Annotated in this window: 13 protein-coding genes; 10 read left to right on the top strand and 3 right to left on the bottom strand. The window is 63.8% G+C overall.

The features are described from left to right. Positions 1-95: 95 nt before the first annotated feature. The 9 genes from Q7T26_05545 to Q7T26_05505 all read left to right on the top strand — a co-directional run bounded on the left by Q7T26_05545 (position 96) and on the right by Q7T26_05505 (position 11,854). Complete coding sequence (locus Q7T26_05545) at positions 96-1,136, top strand: LLM class flavin-dependent oxidoreductase (protein MDO8531617.1); 1,041 nt, start codon at positions 96-98, stop codon at positions 1,134-1,136. Positions 1,137-1,248: 112 nt separating this feature from the next. Then, positions 1,249-2,688, top strand: a complete 1,440-nt coding sequence (locus tag Q7T26_05540; GenBank protein ID MDO8531616.1) for a zinc ribbon domain-containing protein — start codon at positions 1,249-1,251, stop codon at positions 2,686-2,688. 2 nt (positions 2,689-2,690) lie between these two features. Further along, positions 2,691-3,902, top strand: a complete 1,212-nt coding sequence (locus tag Q7T26_05535) for an acetyl-CoA acetyltransferase (protein MDO8531615.1) — start codon at positions 2,691-2,693, stop codon at positions 3,900-3,902. Between the two features lie 106 nt (positions 3,903-4,008). Next, on the top strand, positions 4,009-5,748 hold the full coding sequence (locus Q7T26_05530) for an ABC transporter substrate-binding protein (protein MDO8531614.1): 1,740 nt from the start codon (positions 4,009-4,011) through the stop codon (positions 5,746-5,748). Positions 5,749-5,900: 152 nt separating this feature from the next. Continuing rightward, positions 5,901-6,863 carry an ABC transporter permease gene (locus tag Q7T26_05525; protein ID MDO8531613.1) on the top strand — a complete coding sequence of 321 codons (963 nt, stop codon included), beginning with the start codon at positions 5,901-5,903 and terminating at the stop codon, positions 6,861-6,863. Positions 6,864-6,874: 11 nt separating this feature from the next. After that, positions 6,875-7,777 carry an ABC transporter permease gene (locus Q7T26_05520; protein ID MDO8531612.1) on the top strand — a complete coding sequence of 301 codons (903 nt, stop codon included), beginning with the start codon at positions 6,875-6,877 and terminating at the stop codon, positions 7,775-7,777. Between the two features lie 23 nt (positions 7,778-7,800). Further along, entirely contained in the window at positions 7,801-8,862 is a 1,062-nt protein-coding gene (locus Q7T26_05515; GenBank protein ID MDO8531611.1) for an LLM class flavin-dependent oxidoreductase, read from the top strand. A gap of 44 nt (positions 8,863-8,906) precedes the next feature. Further along, a complete protein-coding gene (locus Q7T26_05510; GenBank protein MDO8531610.1) occupies positions 8,907-9,608 on the top strand; it encodes a C4-type zinc ribbon domain-containing protein in 702 nt (233 codons plus the stop codon). 548 nt (positions 9,609-10,156) lie between these two features. Continuing rightward, positions 10,157-11,854, top strand: a complete 1,698-nt coding sequence (locus Q7T26_05505; GenBank protein ID MDO8531609.1) for a DUF262 domain-containing protein — start codon at positions 10,157-10,159, stop codon at positions 11,852-11,854. 128 nt (positions 11,855-11,982) lie between these two features. Here Q7T26_05505 and Q7T26_05500 read toward each other — a convergent pair whose 3' ends face one another. The 3 genes from Q7T26_05500 to Q7T26_05490 form a co-directional block, all read right to left on the bottom strand. Further along, positions 11,983-12,999 carry an LLM class flavin-dependent oxidoreductase gene (locus tag Q7T26_05500; GenBank protein ID MDO8531608.1) on the bottom strand — a complete coding sequence of 339 codons (1,017 nt, stop codon included), beginning with the start codon at positions 12,997-12,999 and terminating at the stop codon, positions 11,983-11,985. Between the two features lie 257 nt (positions 13,000-13,256). Next, positions 13,257-14,066 (bottom strand): arsenite methyltransferase, encoded by an 810-nt coding sequence (gene arsM, locus Q7T26_05495; GenBank protein ID MDO8531607.1) that lies wholly within the window; start codon positions 14,064-14,066, stop codon positions 13,257-13,259. A 179-nt stretch (positions 14,067-14,245) separates the two neighbouring features. Continuing rightward, positions 14,246-14,497, bottom strand: coding sequence for a PadR family transcriptional regulator (locus tag Q7T26_05490; GenBank protein MDO8531606.1), 252 nt, complete (start codon positions 14,495-14,497; stop codon positions 14,246-14,248). Between the two features lie 123 nt (positions 14,498-14,620). Here Q7T26_05490 and polA point away from each other — a divergent pair. After that, positions 14,621-16,833: DNA polymerase I (gene polA, locus Q7T26_05485; protein MDO8531605.1), on the top strand; the 2,213-nt coding region annotated here is incomplete at its 3' end.

The following is a 16,833-nucleotide window of genomic DNA, read 5'->3' as shown; positions in this document are numbered from 1 at the left end:
CGCGGTCCCGCCCTTGACGCGGCCAGGCAGTTCGGCGACACTGGGCCGGGCCCGCACACCGAGACACGAAACCTGCATTCACCAAGGAGGACATCGTGGCAAACGCGAAGTTCGGCATCATCTCCTGGGGGGACACACCGGAGGACTACGTCCACACCGTCCGCATCATTGACCAGCAGCCCTTCGACTTCGTTGGCGTGCCGGACTCGCAGTCCGTCTACGGCGAGCTGTACGTCCTCATGACCCACTGCCTTTTGAACACCAAGGGCAAGATGGTCGCGCCCTGGGTCACCAACCCGTGGACGCGGCACCCCGCGGTGACCGTCAGCGCCGTGGGCACCCTGCGGCGTATGTTCGGGAACCGCGTCGCGCTCGGCTTCGGCTCCGGCGACAGCGCCCTGCAGAACCTCAAGATGCGCCCCGCGAGCCTGGCCGACATGGAGCGCTACGTGCACGCCCTGCGCGCCCTCTTCCGCGGCGAAGCGGTCGAATGGCAGAGCAGCACGGGCCGCGTCGCCTGGTCCAAGGAGCAAATGCCCATCTACCTGGCGGCGGACGGCCCCAAGACGGCGCGGCTCGCCGGCAAGATTGCCGACGGCGTCGTCATCGGCGCGGGCATCACGCCGGAGGTGGTCCATCACTTCCGTGAGCAGGTGGCGGCGGGCGCGAAAGAGGCGGGTCGCCGGATAGAGGACGTGGACATCTGGTGGCTGGTCAAAGGCAACGTGCATGAGAGCCGCGAGGCCGCCGTCAACGAAATCCGCGCCTCCCTCTGCTCAAGCGTCAACCACGGGTTCCGCTTCACCCTGGAGGGCAAGTTCGTGCCGAAGGAATTCCACGCGGCCATCACGAAGATACAGAGCGCGTACGCCGCCCACGAGCACAATATCATCAGCGCCGGCGTGGACAACAACGCCATGCTGGTGGAGCAGTCCGGCATGAAGGAGTGGCTCGCAAACCGTTTCGCCGTGGCCGGCGCGCCGGACCAGTGCGTCGAGCAGATACAGCGCGGCATCAAGGCGGGCGCCACCCAGATGTTCTTCCGCTGCCCGGTGGCCGTGGCGCGGCGTCCCCAGTTCCTGGAGGCCATGGGCAAGGTCATCCAGCGCGTCAAGAACCCCGCGGTCGCCAGGTAGCCCGCCCCGCAAGGCGGGGTTCGCGGCCACCATGCGCGGCCCTTGTCTCGCCCTCCTGCGGCGTGTATCATGGCCTATAGCCAACCAGATTCTATATCCAGGAGGACTTGTGATGGCTGGTCTCCGGTCCTTCGGGGCCTACATCCCCACCCTTCGCATGCCCCGAGATATGATCGCCAAGGCCTGGGGCCGCGGCTCCCTCGGCGGGGAACGCAGCGTCGCTAACTACGACGAAGACACTCTCACCATGGCTGTGGAAGCCGCCACGGACTGCCTGCGCGGCATCCCCCGCGAGGAGGTGGACGGCGTCTTCTTCGCAAGCACCACACCCTCGTACAAAGAGAAGCAGTCCGCCGCCCTGATTGCCATGGCTCTGGACTTGCCGAAGACCGTCCGCACGGCGGACTTCGGCCACAGCCTCCGCGCCGGGACATCCGCCCTGCTCGCGGCCATGGACGCGGTCAAGGCGGGAGCGCTCACGAACGTGCTGGTAGTGGCCTCTGACAGCCGCATGGGCTATCCGAAGACCGACCTTGAGCAGCTATTCGGCGACGCCGCCGCCGCGGTCCTGGTCTCCGCGAACGACGGCGCGGTCCGCATTGACGGCGCGGTCTCTCTGGCCGACGAGATTCTGGATGTCTGGCGGACGGACACCGACACGTACGTGAAGTCATGGGAAGACCGCTTTGCCGTCACGTACGGGTACACCCAGAGCATGGTGGGCGCCGCGCGCACCCTTTTGAAGCAGAGCAAACAGGACCCCAAGGCAATCACGCGGGCGGCCCTGTACAGCCCGGACAGCCGCAGCGTCCAGGGCGTTGCACGCGAACTGGGATTGGACCCCAAGACACAGCTTCACCCAACGCTTATCGACGTGGTCGGCAACTCGGGCGCCGCCCATGCCCTCCTGGTGCTGGTGGACGCCCTTCAGGAGACCAAGCCGGGGGCACGCATCCTGGCCGCCAGCTACGGCGACGGCTCGGACGCGTTCCTTCTGACCGCGACGGACGGCATCGCAAGCGTCCAAAAAAGGGTGCGCGGCGTCAAGGACAGCCTGGCGGTCAAGAGGACCATGCCCACCTACGAACGCTACCTGGCGTTCCGGGGCATCGCCGAGCTGCAGCCGGAGCCTCCTCTGCGTATCGCCGCCTTCGCCGGCGCCACCGTCGAGTACCGCGACCGCCTTTCCTGGATAAGCATGCGCGGCAGCCGCTGCCGCAAGTGCGGCACGCACCACTTCCCCATCCAACGCGTCTGCTACACCTGCCGCTCAAAGGACGATTACGAAACCGTCCGCCTCTCGGACAAGAGCGCCACCATCTTTAACTACACTCTGGACAACCTGGCCGGAGGCATGGACCCGCCTGTTATCGAGACCGTCCTGGAGTCCGAAGTCGGCGCTTGCCGCATCTACTGCCAGATGACCGACGGGGACCCCAAGGAGGTCAAGATCGGCCAGCCGGTGGAGTTCACTTTCCGACGGATGCATGAGGCCGCTGGATTCCACAATTACTTCTGGAAGTGCCGCCCCCAGCGAGAGGGAGGAAAGTAACCATGGAGAGCATCAAGGACAAGGTCGCCATCATAGGAATGGGCTGCACGACCTTCGGCGAGCTCTGGGACAAGAGCCCCGAGGACATGATAGTGGAGGCGGCCTACGAGGCCTACGAGGACGCGGGCATAGACCCCGGCGATATCCAGGCCGCCTGGGTCGGCACGCTGCGCAGCGGTGAGGCAGGCGTGCTCCTCGCCGATCCGCTGAAGCTGTCGAACATCCCCATCACCCGCGTGGAGAACTGGTGCTCCACGGGGCATGAAGCCCTGCGCGCCGCCGCCTACGCCGTGGCCGCGGGGGCCTATGACGTAGTGCTCGCCCTGGGCTTCGAGAAGCTGAAGGACACCGGCTTCGGGGGCCTGGGCGTCGGCCGGGGCACCCACCCCGTCTATCAGGCCCGCCAGACGGCGCCCGGCTACTTCTCCATGCTCGCCACCCGCTACTTCCATCACTACGGTCTGAGCGGCGAGGAGGGCAAGCGCATCCTGGCGAAGATATCCGTCAAGAACCACCACAACGGCGCCATGCACCCCAAGGCGCACCTGCGGCGCGAGGTGACCGAGGAGCAGGTCATGAACGCGCCCATCATCTCCTGGCCCCTGGGCCTCTTCGACTGCTGCGGCGTGACCGACGGCGCCGCCGCCGCCATCGTCTGTCGCGCGGACCTGGCCAAGAACTTCCGCGCCGACCCTGTCTACATCAAGGGCATCGGGGCCTCCGCCGACGCCATGCTGCCCATGCAGCGCCCCGGGTTCGACTACCTGAGCGTCCGCGCCACCGTGGAATCCGGCAAGCAGGCCTTCGAACAGGCGGGCATCAAGAACCCACGCAAGGAGCTGAGCCTGGCCAGCGTCCACGACTGCTTCACTATCACCGAAATGATCATCTACGAGGACCTGGGCTTTTCCCCGCGGGGCAAGGCGCCTGAGGACGTCAGGGCGGGCACGTTCACCCTGGAGGGCGAGCTGCCGATTAACACCGATGGCGGCCTCAAGTCCTTCGGCCACCCCATCGGCGCCACGGGCCTGCGCACGACCTACGAGATTTACAAGCAGCTCCAAGGCAAGTGCGGCCCCCGGCAACTGAAGAACGTGACCCGTGGACTCGCCCACACCCTGGGCGGCTCTCCGCAGGTGTCCAACGTCCTTATCTTCGGCAACGAGCCGGAGCGCAAGCTGCACACCGTGGACAAGCCGACGAAAATAACGTAAGCGAGACGTTAGGAGCGGCCCAGGGCCTTTCTTACAGACCCTTCTCTGTTCATTTAGTTGAAGGCCCCCTGGCCTCGCACCTGGTTGAGGGCATGAAAGGAACGCAATGGAACTCGTAAACAGGACCACCCGCAGCGGTCTCAAACATCGAATGGGATGGGCGCTCCCGGCCACAATGGCGGTGGCCCTCCTCGCCGCGAGTTGCGCCCCCGCCGCGCAGCCCGCGCCGCCTCCTCCCGCAGCGCAGCCCACCGCGGCGCCCGCCACTCCACCGCCTGCCGCCGCGACCGCGACCCCGCGGCCCGCCGTCGGCGCGCCCACGCCGACCGCCGTGCCAACCCCAATACCGACGGCGACGACCGGCATACAGCGCGGCGGGACGCTGAAGGCCCTCATCTGGGCCACCCCTGAAAGATGGGAGCCTTACATGGTCCGGTCCATGACCGCGATCGCGCCCATGTCGCTGGGATACGGCACAATGGTGCGGGAAAACCCTGACAAGGCCGGCGAACTCATAGGCGACCTGGCCGAAGGCTGGACGATTAGCCAAAACGGAACGGTCTATACGTTCAAGATACGCAAGGGCGTCAAATGGCATGACGGCATGCCATTTACGGCGCAGGACGCCGCCTACGGCCTCACGCTCTTGCAGGACAAGTCCCCGTCACTGTCCACGCAACTCAAGGGCTCGGTCAAGAGCATTCAGGCGCCCGACGACAGCACCGTGGTCATGACGCTGAAGCAGATTGACCCGTCCATCCTGTCGGCTCTGGCGGGAGGCCGCGCCTTCATCTCGCCCCGCCAGATTATGGAGGCGAAAAAGGACTTCCGGACGAACGTGGTGGGCACCGGCCCGTTCAAGTTCAAGTCCTACCGGACTGACGTGAGCATGGAGTGGGTGCGCAACCCGGACTACTACATGCCGGGCAAGCCCTACGTGGACGGCGTCACCTACTACATCGTTCCCGACCGGGCGTCCGGCAAAGCGGCAATGAAGACCGGCCAGGCGGATATCGCAGCCCCGGTCTATATGAACCTGACGGACCAGGATGAACTGAACAAAACGTCCGGCACCCGCGCGTTCCGCTACCTCAACCAGAACTATGAGTTCTTCTCGGTGAACGCTCAGGTTGCGCCGTTCAATAACGTGAACGTGCGCAAGGCCCTGTATATGGCCGTTGACCGCAACGTCTTCAACCAGCTCGTCCTGGCCGGGTCCGGTCAGGCTGTCGGGGCGATTCCGCCCGACCTGGGCGGCTACACGGTGGACGAGCTGAGCAAGTTCGCGGGCTACCGCAAGGACAAGGCGCAGGACATAGACGAGGCCAAGAAGCTCCTGGCCCAGGAGGGCCAGTCCAACCTTTCGTTCAGCATCATCTACAGGCCGGGACCTGGCTACCGCGACAGCGCCCTCTTCGTCCAGGACCAGTTGGCTAAGATCGGCGTCAAGATCGAACTCAAGACGATGGACGACGCCACGTTCCTGGACGCCGCGTTCAACCGCAAGTTCCAGGGCCAGGTGATGCGGCAGGTCCCCTTCCCGAAGGACCCGTCCGTCATCCTGGGTAGCTATTTCTCCACGGGCGACCCGTCGGAGAACACGACGGCCACCAACGACCCCAAGCTGGACCAGATGATCAACGAACAGGCCGCTCTGGCGCTGGACTTCGCGGCCCGTTCCAAGAAGCTCAAGGAGATCCAGGACTTCCTCATCAACAACGGGTACAACAACGTGCTGGCCTGGGGCTCGTACCAGGGCGCTCTGCGGACAAGCGTCCAGGGCTACCAGCCGCTGACCAGCATCTATAACAACCTCCAGCACGATACCCTCTGGATTGCCAAGTAAGATGCTTCTGGAACTGGCCTGTGCAGGACATCGCGCGCAGGCCAGCTCCAGCCTCACGCCGTCCGGCCCGTTACAGGCTGCTGGACAAAAGCACACGGGGACGAGAGGTTCTGACCTCCCCTCTCCACGTGCGGTCCGATGGTGATTAGTCCATGCATAGATACGTTATTACACGCCTCCTGAGCGGAGTTTTGACCCTCGTCCTGGTCTCCCTCATCATCTTCGCGGTCATGCGCGTCCTGCCCGGAGACGTGGCGCGCATCGTCCTGGCCGGCCTGAGCGACAACCCGGCCTCCGTTCCGCAGGAGCAGATTGACGCCCTCCGGAAACAGCTCGGCCTGAACGACCCTCTGCCCAAGCAATACTTCGACTGGGTGTGGGGGCTTGTGCGTCTGGACTGGGGCACGTCACTGCGTTTCAACACGCCTGTGCTGGAGGAAATCACCCAACGCCTGCCCGTGACTATTGAGCTGGCCACTTTCACCATGCTGATAGCTATCCTGGTCGCCGTTCCCCTGGGCGTGATATCGGCCATCCGGCAGGACACGTGGATTGACTATCTCGCGCGGATCATCAGCATCGGCGGACTGGCCATGCCCACCTTCTGGTCTGGCACGCTCGTCATCCTGGTCCTGTCCATCGGGTTCCACTGGCTTCCTCCCCTGGCCTACGCCGATCTGGTCCAGGACCCGCTGACCAACGCCCAGCAAGTCATCTGGCCCGTGCTGGCGCTGGCCTACTACTTCACCGCCACCGTCAGCCGCATGACCCGCTCCCAGATGCTGGAGGTGCTCCGGCAGGACTACGTGCGCACCGCCTGGGCCAAGGGCCTGCCCGAGACATTGGTGGTGGCGCGGCACGCCATCCGCAACGCGCTGCTGCCCGTGGTCACCGTCGTAGGCCTCCAATACGCCGTGCTGCTCGGGGGCACGGTCATCATGGAGCAGATATTCTCCGTGCCGGGGATTGGCCGGGCGCTTGTCCAGGCCATCTCCGCCAAGGACTTTCCGCTGGTCCAAAACATCATCGTCGTGTTCGCCGCCATCATCATCGTGATAAACCTGGCCGTGGACATCCTGTACGGCTACATAGACCCGCGCGTCCACCTGCGCTAGCGGAGTGACGTATGCCAGCGCAAGAGGCATTCACAACACAAGCCAGCCCCGCCTACAGGCCGTCCCGCGCCGGGCAGGCCGCGGCCTTCGCGCGGCGGTTCGCCCGGACGAAACCTCTGGCCGCCGCGGGCGCGGCCATCGTCGTCGTGCTGGGGCTGACCGCCATCTTCGCCTCGCTCATCTCCCCCTACAACCCGCTGGCTCTCCACTACGATGCCCGCCTCGTCCCTCCCGGCCTGACCTACTACTGGGGCACCGACCACCTGGGACGCGATGTCATGAGCCGCGTCATTTACGGCACGCGCATATCTCTGTACGTGGGCATTCTGGCGGTGGCGCTGGGACAGACGGCGGGAGGGATCATCGGCATCCTCAGCGGCTACTTCGGCGGAAAGCTAGACGTGGCCATCCAACGGATCATGGACGCGCTGATGGCGTTCCCCACCCTCATCCTGGGCCTCATGCTGGTGGCGGCCCTGGGCCCCAGCGTTGAGAACATCATCCTCGCCATCGCCATTGTGCAGACACCGCGCACAGCGCGCGTGGCCCGCGCCGCCACCATCGCCGTACGCAGCCTGGCCTTTGTGGACGCTGCACGGGCCATCGGCGCCGACGACTGGCGCATCGTCTTCCGCCACGTGCTGCCGCAGACCCTGGCCCCATTCATCGTCATCGCCAGCGTCGAGCTCCCCCACGCCATCCTGGTGGAGGCGTCGTTGAGCGTCCTGGGCCTGGGTATTCCGCCTCCGGCCCCCAGTTGGGGCAGCATGCTGGCCGGCGAGGGAGGCCAGTTCGTGACTCAGGCCCCCTGGCTCGCCATCTTCCCCGGCATAGCCATCAGCCTGACGGTTTTCGCCTTCAATATGCTGGGCGACGGGCTGCGGGATATTCTCGACCCCCGCCTGCGGTCCTAACGACTGTGTGAAGGAGGAACATCATGCCAGCAGTCCAGCTCGGTTGCATGGCCCACGGCGTCAGCGTCCAAAGCCCCGACATCATCATCCAGCGCGCCCAGTTGGCGGAGGCCAACGGCTTCACCCGCGTGGGCGCGGCGGACAGCCAGTCCCTGGCGCGGGAACTGTACGTGGCCCTGACCCTCATGGCGGTCAACACAAAGAAGGTGCTCATCGGGCCGCTCGTCAGCAACCCGCTGACCCGGCACCCCGCCGTGTCCGCCAGCGGCATGGCGAGCATTGACGAGCTGTCCGGCGGGCGGGCCTACTTCGCCATCTCCACGGGCGACAGCGCCGTGTATAACCTGGGGTACAAAGGCTCCACTCTGGCCGTCCTGGAAGAGTACGTGCGCTGCATGCAGGACCTCTACCGCAAGGGCGAGGGCACGTGGCAGGGCCGGACATGCCGCCTCACGTGGGCCAAGCGCCCGGTGCCCATCCACGTCACCGGCGAGGGGCCGAAGGCGCTCCGCCTGGCCGGACGCATCGCCGACGGCGTGGCGGTGGGCACGGGCATTCTGCCGGAGGTCGTCGCCGACTCCCTGCGGCATATCCGGGAGGGCGCGGAGGAGGCCGGGCGCAAGCTGGAGGACCTGGACATCTGGTGGTTCGTCAAGGCGAACCTGTGCAATCGGCGCGAGGACGGCCTGCTGGAGTCCCGCATGACCCTCGCCGCCAGCGCCAATCACGCCTTCCGCTTCACTCTGGAGAACAAGATGATCCCGGAGGAGGTGAAGCCGCGCATCCTCAAGCTCCAGCAGCAGTACGTCTTCCATGAACACGAGAGCCTGGGCGCCAACAGGCGCAACGCGGAACTGGTGGACGAGTTGGGCCTGCGCGACTATCTGGCCGACCGCTTCACCATCATCGGCCCGCCCGAGTACTTCATCGAGAAGATACAGGGCCTGGTCAACATGGGCGTCAAGAAGATCCACTTTGGCATCTACTCCCATGACCCGCTGGGCTTCATCAAGGGCATCGGGGAGAAGGTGCTGCCCTACATCAAGGAGCCGCCCAGGGCCACCGCCCGGGCCGCCCGCACATAGGACGTCGGGCCGCCTGGATTACGTCTGCACAAAGGAATGGACTCATGACCGTTGCGGAGCAGCTTTATCAGCTCCAGGAAATAGACCTGGCGCTGGACAGAGAGAAGGCGGCGCTCGTCGCCGTCGAGGCCCGGATGGGCGAAACGGAGGCGCTGCGCGCCGCCCGCCAGGCTTTGGCCACAGCCAAAGAGGAGCAGACTCGCCTTCAACGCGAGCAGCGCAGCGTGGAGGCCGACATCCAGGACGCCGACGAGAAGGTCAGGACGCTTGATAAGAAGCTCTACGGCGGCTCAGTGAAAAGCCCCAAAGAGTTGATGAACATGGAGGAAGAACTGGAGCGTCTCAAGGCCAAGCGGAGCGGAACCGACGGGAAGCTGCTCGCCCTCATGGACACCGTCGAGCAGGCCCAGGGAGCCGTGAAGTCGCGGGCCGCCGAGATGGAGGCCGCGGAGCACGCGAGGCGTGTGGAACAGGACGGCCTCAGGACAGAGCAGGCGCGGCTCCAGACGGAGATAGCCGGGCTGACCTCCCGCCGCAAGGCCGCCGCGGCCCAACCGCCGGCGCCCGCCCTGGCCCTGTACGAGCGTGTGCGCCCCCTGCGGCAAGGCCTGGCCGTGGCGCGCATCGCCTCCCGCATGTGCATGGGCTGCCGCATCTCGCTGCCGGAGAGCGACTACCGCAGGGCCGCCCGCGGCGACGAGATCGTCCAGTGCCCCAACTGCCAGCGCATCTTGTTCACCGGATAGGGCGTTCGTAGTGTTTCGTCACGGGGTACCTTGGCGCGAGGGAGTCCAGAGAGGGCTTCGCCCCTCTCTGGCGGGGGTCTGGGAGTATCAGCTTTGCACAAAAATAGGTCGTGTCCTAATTTGAGGAGAGGTTAGCCCTAATACCCGTCTACAGCCCCATTCTGGAAAATAGGGAGCTGACTCTTGACCAAGCCTTTAATCTCGTTGAATGGTCGCTCCTCCCCATCGAGCCGCTTTCTTCTGATGGACTTATTGTACGGACAAAAAACCACATATCTCAATAGTTGCGCTTGACATGTAATGTTTTTAGTAGTACAAACAGGACAATGAACAAACGAGTTGGCAGGCCGCCAAAATCGACAACCCTCGACAAAGTGCTTTAGATAAGACTCGAGGAGGCCGAAAGGCAAGCGTTCAAGAAGGCTGCTGCTCTCGCCAGAATACCCTTAGCAACGTGGATTAGGGAACGCCTGCGACGCACTGCTGTGCGGGAATTAGAGGAAGCCCCCCTTCCCATCGCGTTCCTAAAACGCTGAAGGTAGGTCACCATGCATATTACGACGGAAGAAATTGGATTTGAGTATAAGGGGATTGGAGAGGTCTTGGCCCACAACCGCCTTGCCGTTCCGTTGAACCAGCGAGAGTACTCATGGGAGGAAGATCATGTCACTGACCTTCTCCAAGACTTTGCGAATGCGATAGCTAACAACAAGGCCAGCTATTTTCTCGGAACCATCGTTCTAACTAAGGGAGCGGGAGAGGTTCCAGAGGTTTCGGATGGTCAACAACGACTTGCGACATCTACGATCCTCTTGGCAGCCATTCGGGACTACTTCCACTGGAATAAGGATGCTGCCCGTGCCCAATCAATTGAGAATGACTTCCTGAAGACAACGGACATCAACACTACGGCAATTGTCCCTAAGCTTCGCTTGAACGTTGACGATAACGAGTTCTTCTCGAATTTCATTCTGGCGAATCCTGATGACCCTGTACGAGGGGTTGCCCCCATGAAGGAATCCCACAAGCGTATCAAGTTGGCGAGTGAAATAGCTGCCAAGCACATTCAAAAAATTTTGGACCCTTATACTCCCTCCGCGAAAACAACGCGGTTGCTCGAATGGGTTAAGTTCGTGCGCACCGGAGCGCAAGTCATCGTGCTCCGTGTACCCGATCATTTGAACGCTTTCATGATGTTTGAAACCCTCAACGACCGTGGTCTCAAAGCATCCCAAGCTGACTTGCTGAAGAACCACCTGTTGAGTTACGCAGGGGATCGCATAAATGAGGCTCAACAGCATTGGGCAAAGATGGTGGGTGTCCTTGAATCGCTAGGGCAAGATGATGTTACAGTCATATTCTTGCATCATTTCATGATTACCAAGACTGGTCCAACTAGAGGCCAAGAGGTCTTTGACAAGGTTCGGCAGACAGTGGATAGCCAGAGCCGCGCGCTTACTTTTCTCAGTGAGGTTGCAGAGGCGGCAAATGACTACGCCGCGTTGTACAACTCTGACCATACCAAATGGAACCAATACGGAACCAGAACGCGGAAACATATTTCTACCATCAATCGTGACCTTCGCGTAGAGCAGATTCGCCCACTCATGTTCGCTGTCGCTCGCTACTTCTCAATTAAAGAGGCACAGGATGCGTTCCGACTCTTTGTCTATTGGTCAGTACGATTTTTGATTGTTGGTGGACGTGGTGGACTTCTTGACCGGAACTATGCGCTTCGCGCCCAAGATGTTGGAACCAGGAAAATCAAGACGGCGAAGGAACTGGCGGCTAAAATGTCAGATGTCGTTCCTACAGATGCGCTCTTTGAGACTGCCTTTTCGGAAGCGAGAGTGTCCCACGTCTACTTGGCGCGGTACTACCTACGTGCGATGGAACTATATCTGAAAAAGGAACCCGAACCAGAGTGGGTTCCGCAAGATGAGGAGCAGGCAATCAACCTTGAACATATTCTGCCTGAACATCCTGGAAACGAATGGCCGGATATTGATAGTGAAACCGCCGCCGCCTATTACAAACGGCTTGGGAATATGGTCATTTTGCAAGCGAAGAAAAACTCTATGATCGGGAATAGCCCGTACAAGGAAAAGGGACCCGTACTTCAAGATTCTACGTTTACCCTGACGATTGAGGCAGCCCAATGCGCATCTTGGGGCGCTAAGGAAATTAAAGAGCGACAGAATCGCCTAGCAAAACTTGCTGTCGAGACTTGGCCTAGCAAGATTTGAAAGACTGGACTTTTTGTTCAGCCTGCTGCCTTTTTGTGCAGACGGCACTTTCTGTGCAAAGCTGGGTGAGGGTCCTGGAACGTTCACCCCTGCCGTGGCGGCGGAAGCAATGCAGGCAGGACTGCTGACTACAGGAAGTGCGGCAGCACCTTCTCCGACAGAAGCCGGATAACCCTCTCCTTCTCCGTGGTGTGCACGCTCATCCAGAACGCGTTGATTCCCCGGTGCTGCAACTCCTTGATGCGCTCCACGCACCGCTCCGGCGAGCCGACGATTCCAAACCGGTCTATCAGGTACTCGCGCAGCCCCAGCTCGTCCACAAGCTGAGCGTTGTGCGCGGACTCCCCCGGGCGTGCGTGCTCGGTGACCATGTACCCATCCGAGAGCGCCTGGACGCGCTCTTTCAATGGCGCGGGCACGAACTGTCCCTCGATCCCGTGCTGGAACACGCTGTGGGCGTTGGAGCACATCTGCGCCCGCGCCTCGCGGCCGGCCTGCTCCGGGTCGTCGGCGACGCACGCCGCCATCAGCCACTGCAAGTGCAGGTCACGCAGCGCGCGCCCCGACGTCCGCGCGCCGCGCTCGATGCACGCCATGTCGTGCGCGACGACCTCAGGCGTCATGCCGTTGCCGATGATCACCCCGTCCCCGATCTCGCCCGCCATCTCCAGCGACTTCGGCCCGCCCGCGGCCACGTAGATGGGCACGGGCTGGTCCGCCCGCCAGGTCATCCGCGCATGTTTGCCCTGCCATTCCGCCTCGCCCGTGGTCAGGAGCGAGCGCACCGCCAGGACAAAGCTCCGGAGCGTGCCCAGGCTGGCGGGCTTCAACCCCACGTTCAGGAGCGCGCTGTGGCCCGTGCCTATGCCCATGTACACGCGGCCTCCAGACAGCTCTGACAGCGAGGCCAGCGTGCTCGCCATGACGCCGGGGTGGACGAGCACGGGGTTCGTCACGCGCGGCCCGACGTGGATGCGGGTCGTTTTGGCCAGGATGACGGCCATCAGCGCGTACGCGTCCCGGTACAGCGACGGGCTGTCCGCTATGCCCAGCCGCTCGAAGCCGCCCTCCTCGGCGAGCGTGGCCCAGCGCACAAGGTCCGCGTGAGGTGCGGGCGTAAAGACGATGCCGAACTGAGGACGCATGACACCCCCTTATGCGCCCTCTGCGACTGCGCGGAGGGCTTGGAGTTCCGGCAGCCACACGGTAGCAGCAACCGGCTTTCCGGGCAAGCCCGCTGTGTGGCGTCCCCGAAGTTCGTTGCTAATGTCATTGCGAGCACCGACGAAATCGGGGCGTGGCAATCTGGTTGCGGAGTACACCCCCCTCCAGATTGCTTCGTCCTCCGGCAAGCCGGAGTCCTCGCAATGACAATTTGTACACAGATTTCAGGGACGAGACACTAGCCGCAGGCCTTGACCGCCCGCACCTTGATGCTCGCCAGATTCATCCGCCAGCCCGTCAGGTTGGAGACCGACTTTTCGTCCACAACGACCACGTCGCGGAAGCCGGCGGCGCGCATCTTCGCCAGATAATCGTCCTTCGGCAGCGCGCCCGCGATGCAGTGCGACCACTCGTCGAGGCTGGCGCGGACCTCGGCGGGAATCTCGCCGGTGGTTACGATATCAGAAATGAGCACTCGCCCGCCAGGCTTCAGCGCGCGATACGCCTCCCCGAAGACGGCGTCCTTGTCCGGCGAGAGGTTGATAACGCAGTTGGAGATGACGAGGTCCACGGACGCGCTGTCCACGGGCATCTTCTCCATCTCCGCCAGCCTGAACTCCACGTTGGTGGCCTTCACCTCCGCCGCGTTACGCCGCGCCAGCGCGATCATGTCCGGCGTCATGTCAATGCCGATGACCCTGCCCGTCGGGCCGACGCGTCGCGCCGCCAGCAGGCAGTCAATCCCGCCGCCGGAGCCGAGGTCCAGCACCGTCTCGCCCGGCCTCACCTCGGCGAGCGCCAGCGGGTTGCCGCAGCCCGCGGAGGCGGCCAGCGCTCCGGCGGGCAGGCCCTCCGTCTCCGCATGGCTGTACAGCCCCTTCACGCGCACCATGTCGCCCTTGGCCGCCGCTGGGCCGCAGCAACTTTGCGACTCCTTCGGCGTGAGCGTGATGGTGGCGCCGGTCCTCGCCGCCGAACGGGCCAGGGCGCCGTACCGCTCGCGAACGACCTCCTTCACGTCTCTCCGCGGATTTGTCGTCTCAGACATGCCTCCTCCTATCCCCGGCCCTTCCCCTGCGGGAAGGACGCGGCCACCGGTTTGCGTGTTGGTTCGCCAGCATCGAGAGTCCGTTCGACCGTCTCGAGAGTCCGCTGTATGTCTGGCAGGATAGCCTTCCAGGCTGCCACGGCCTCGCGCAGGGCGTCCCGGCCCCGCGGAGTGAGCGTTCAGAGCTTCTGAGGGCGGCCACCCTCCGTGGAGCGCGCCTCGCAGGCGACGTAGCCGCCCTCGTAAAGCTGCTTCAGCGTGGGGTAAATCATGGCGTCGCTCGGTTCGCAGCAGCCGGGGTAAATGTCCTTCAGGCTACGGGCGATGGCGTAGCCGTGCGCCGGGCTTTCCAGGAGGCGGGCCAGCACCAGCAGCCGCCCCAGGCCCCGCTTGATCAAAAGCTCCCAGTAGGCGCGTTCACTCATGCCCATTGATACCTCGCTGAGCGATGTATATCGGTAAGCGATATACTACGTCCGCGCGGACGGCATGTCAAGAGGGACGGCGGCAACGGGCCCCTCTGCTATAATGGCGACAGCGTATTGAGGTCAGATATGTCTTCCACCGGCGACAAAGCCGAAGCCGAAGCCGCAGCCAGAGAGTCGGCCCCGTCCAAGGCTCAGCCCGTCGTGCTGCTCATTGACGGACACGCGCTGGTGCACCGCGCGTACCACGCCCTGAAGGACAAGGGGCTGTCCGTGCGACGCACCGGAGAGCCGACGGGGGCCACATACGGCTTCACGCAGACCCTTCTCAAGGCCCTTGAGGAGGTGCGCCCCGCCTACTGGGCCATCGCGTTCGACCTTCCCACGCCCACCTTCCGCGACGCCCTCTACGCCGAGTACAAGGCCCAGAGGCCGCCCATGCCGGACGAGCTACGCGCGCAGATGCAGCGCGTGCGGCAGATCGTGGAGGCATTCGGTGTCCCCGTCTTCGAAGCGGAGGGGTTCGAGGCGGACGACGTGCTGGGCGCGCTCAGCCGGCAGGCCGTGGAGCAGAATCTGGATGTGATCATCCTGACGGGCGACTCGGACATCACGCAGCTCGTCGGGCCGCACGCGCGCGTCTCCATGTGGTCGCCCTACACCGGCAAGATGGTCACCTACGACGAGTCCCGCGTGCGGGAGAGCTACGGCGTCTCCCCCGCTCAGATCGCGGACTTCAAGGCGCTCAAAGGAGACGACTCGGACAACATACCCGGCGTGCCCGATATAGGGGAAGTGAGAGCGGCAGAGCTGCTCCAGCAGTTCGGCAGCATTGAGGGCATCTACCAGCGCATTGACGAGTTGAAGCCCAAGCTGCGTGAGAAGCTGCTCGCCAACAAGGAGACCCTGCTGCGCGGCAAGAAGCTCACCACCATCGTGACAGACGTCCCCGTGAAGCTGGACGCGGAGGCGTGCCGCGTCCAGGTCCCGGATAGGGGCAAGCTCTTGGATCTGTTCAGGGAGCTGGAGTTCAGCGGCCTGCTGAAGCGACTGCCCGGCGCGGCCCGCCCGGGGCAAGGCCCGCAGCAGCTCGGCATGTTCCAGGACACGACAGCACAGTCCGGAGAGGCCGCCGTCCATAGCGTGGCCAGCGAGACGGCGTACCGCACCATCACCTCCGCCGAGGAGCTGGAGCGGCTCGTCCGGGAGCTGCGCGAGGCGCGCACCTTCGCCATAGACACGGAGACCACGGGCACGGACGCCATGCTCGCCGAGCTTGTGGGCGTCTCCGTGTCCCCCGCGGAGGGCGTCGCGGCGTACATTCCCGTGGGGCACGCGCAGGGCCAGCAGCTCCCGCGTGACGCAGTGCTCCAGGCGCTGCGCCCGCTGCTGACGGACGCGTCGCTGGCGAAGGTGGCGCACAACGCCAACTACGACATGCTGGTGCTGGCGAACTGCGGCGTCCCCATCACGCCGTGGGCCTTCGACACGATGATCGCCGCGTACCTGCTGGGGTACAAGGCGCTGGACCTGAAGTCAATGGCGTTCGACAGGCTCAACGTCGAGATGACCCGCATAAGCGAGCTTATCGGCAGCGGCGCCAAACAGATTTCCATGGCGCAGGTGCCCATCGAGCGGGCCGCCCCGTACGCCTGCGCGGACGCGGACATAACGCTGCGCCTCAAGGCGCTGCTGGAGGACGAACTGCGACGGGAAGGCCAGGACGGCCTGTTCGCCGACGTGGAGATGCCGCTGGTGCCCGTGCTGGTCCGGATGGAGCGGGCGGGCGTCAAGCTGGACGAGTCGCGGCTGGGCCAGATGGCGACGGGCATGGAGCAGCAAGTCCGGCAACTGGAGACCGATGTCTATAACCTGGTTGGGCACCAGTTCAACCTGAACTCGCCCAAGCAACTGGGGGACGTCCTCTTCGCCGAGATGAAGCTGGGCAAGGGCAAGAAAACACGGACCGGCTACTCCACGGAGGCGTCCATCCTGGAAGGCCTGCGCGGCGCGCATCCCGTTATTGACAAAATCCTGGACTTCCGCCAGTTCCAGAAGCTCAAGTCCACGTACGTGGACGCCCTGCCCCTCCTGGTCAACCCGCGCACGGGGCGCGTTCATACCAGCTACAGCCAGACCATCGCGGCCACGGGCCGACTGAGCAGCTCGGACCCCAACCTGCAGAACATCCCCGTGCGCACGGAGGTGGGGCGAGAGGTGCGCAAGGCCTTCGTCGTAGAGGGCGCGCCCGACTGGCAACTCCTCTCCGGCGACTATTCCCAAATTGAGCTGCGCATCGTCGCGCACATGAGCGGCGACACGGACATGATCGCCGCGTTCCA

Source organism: Dehalococcoidia bacterium (assembly GCA_030648205.1).
Taxonomy (GTDB): Bacteria; Chloroflexota; Dehalococcoidia; order JAUSIH01; family JAUSIH01; genus JAUSIH01.
The sequence above is the reverse complement of the archived record's forward strand: the minus strand, read 5'-3'. Positions and strand labels throughout refer to the sequence as shown.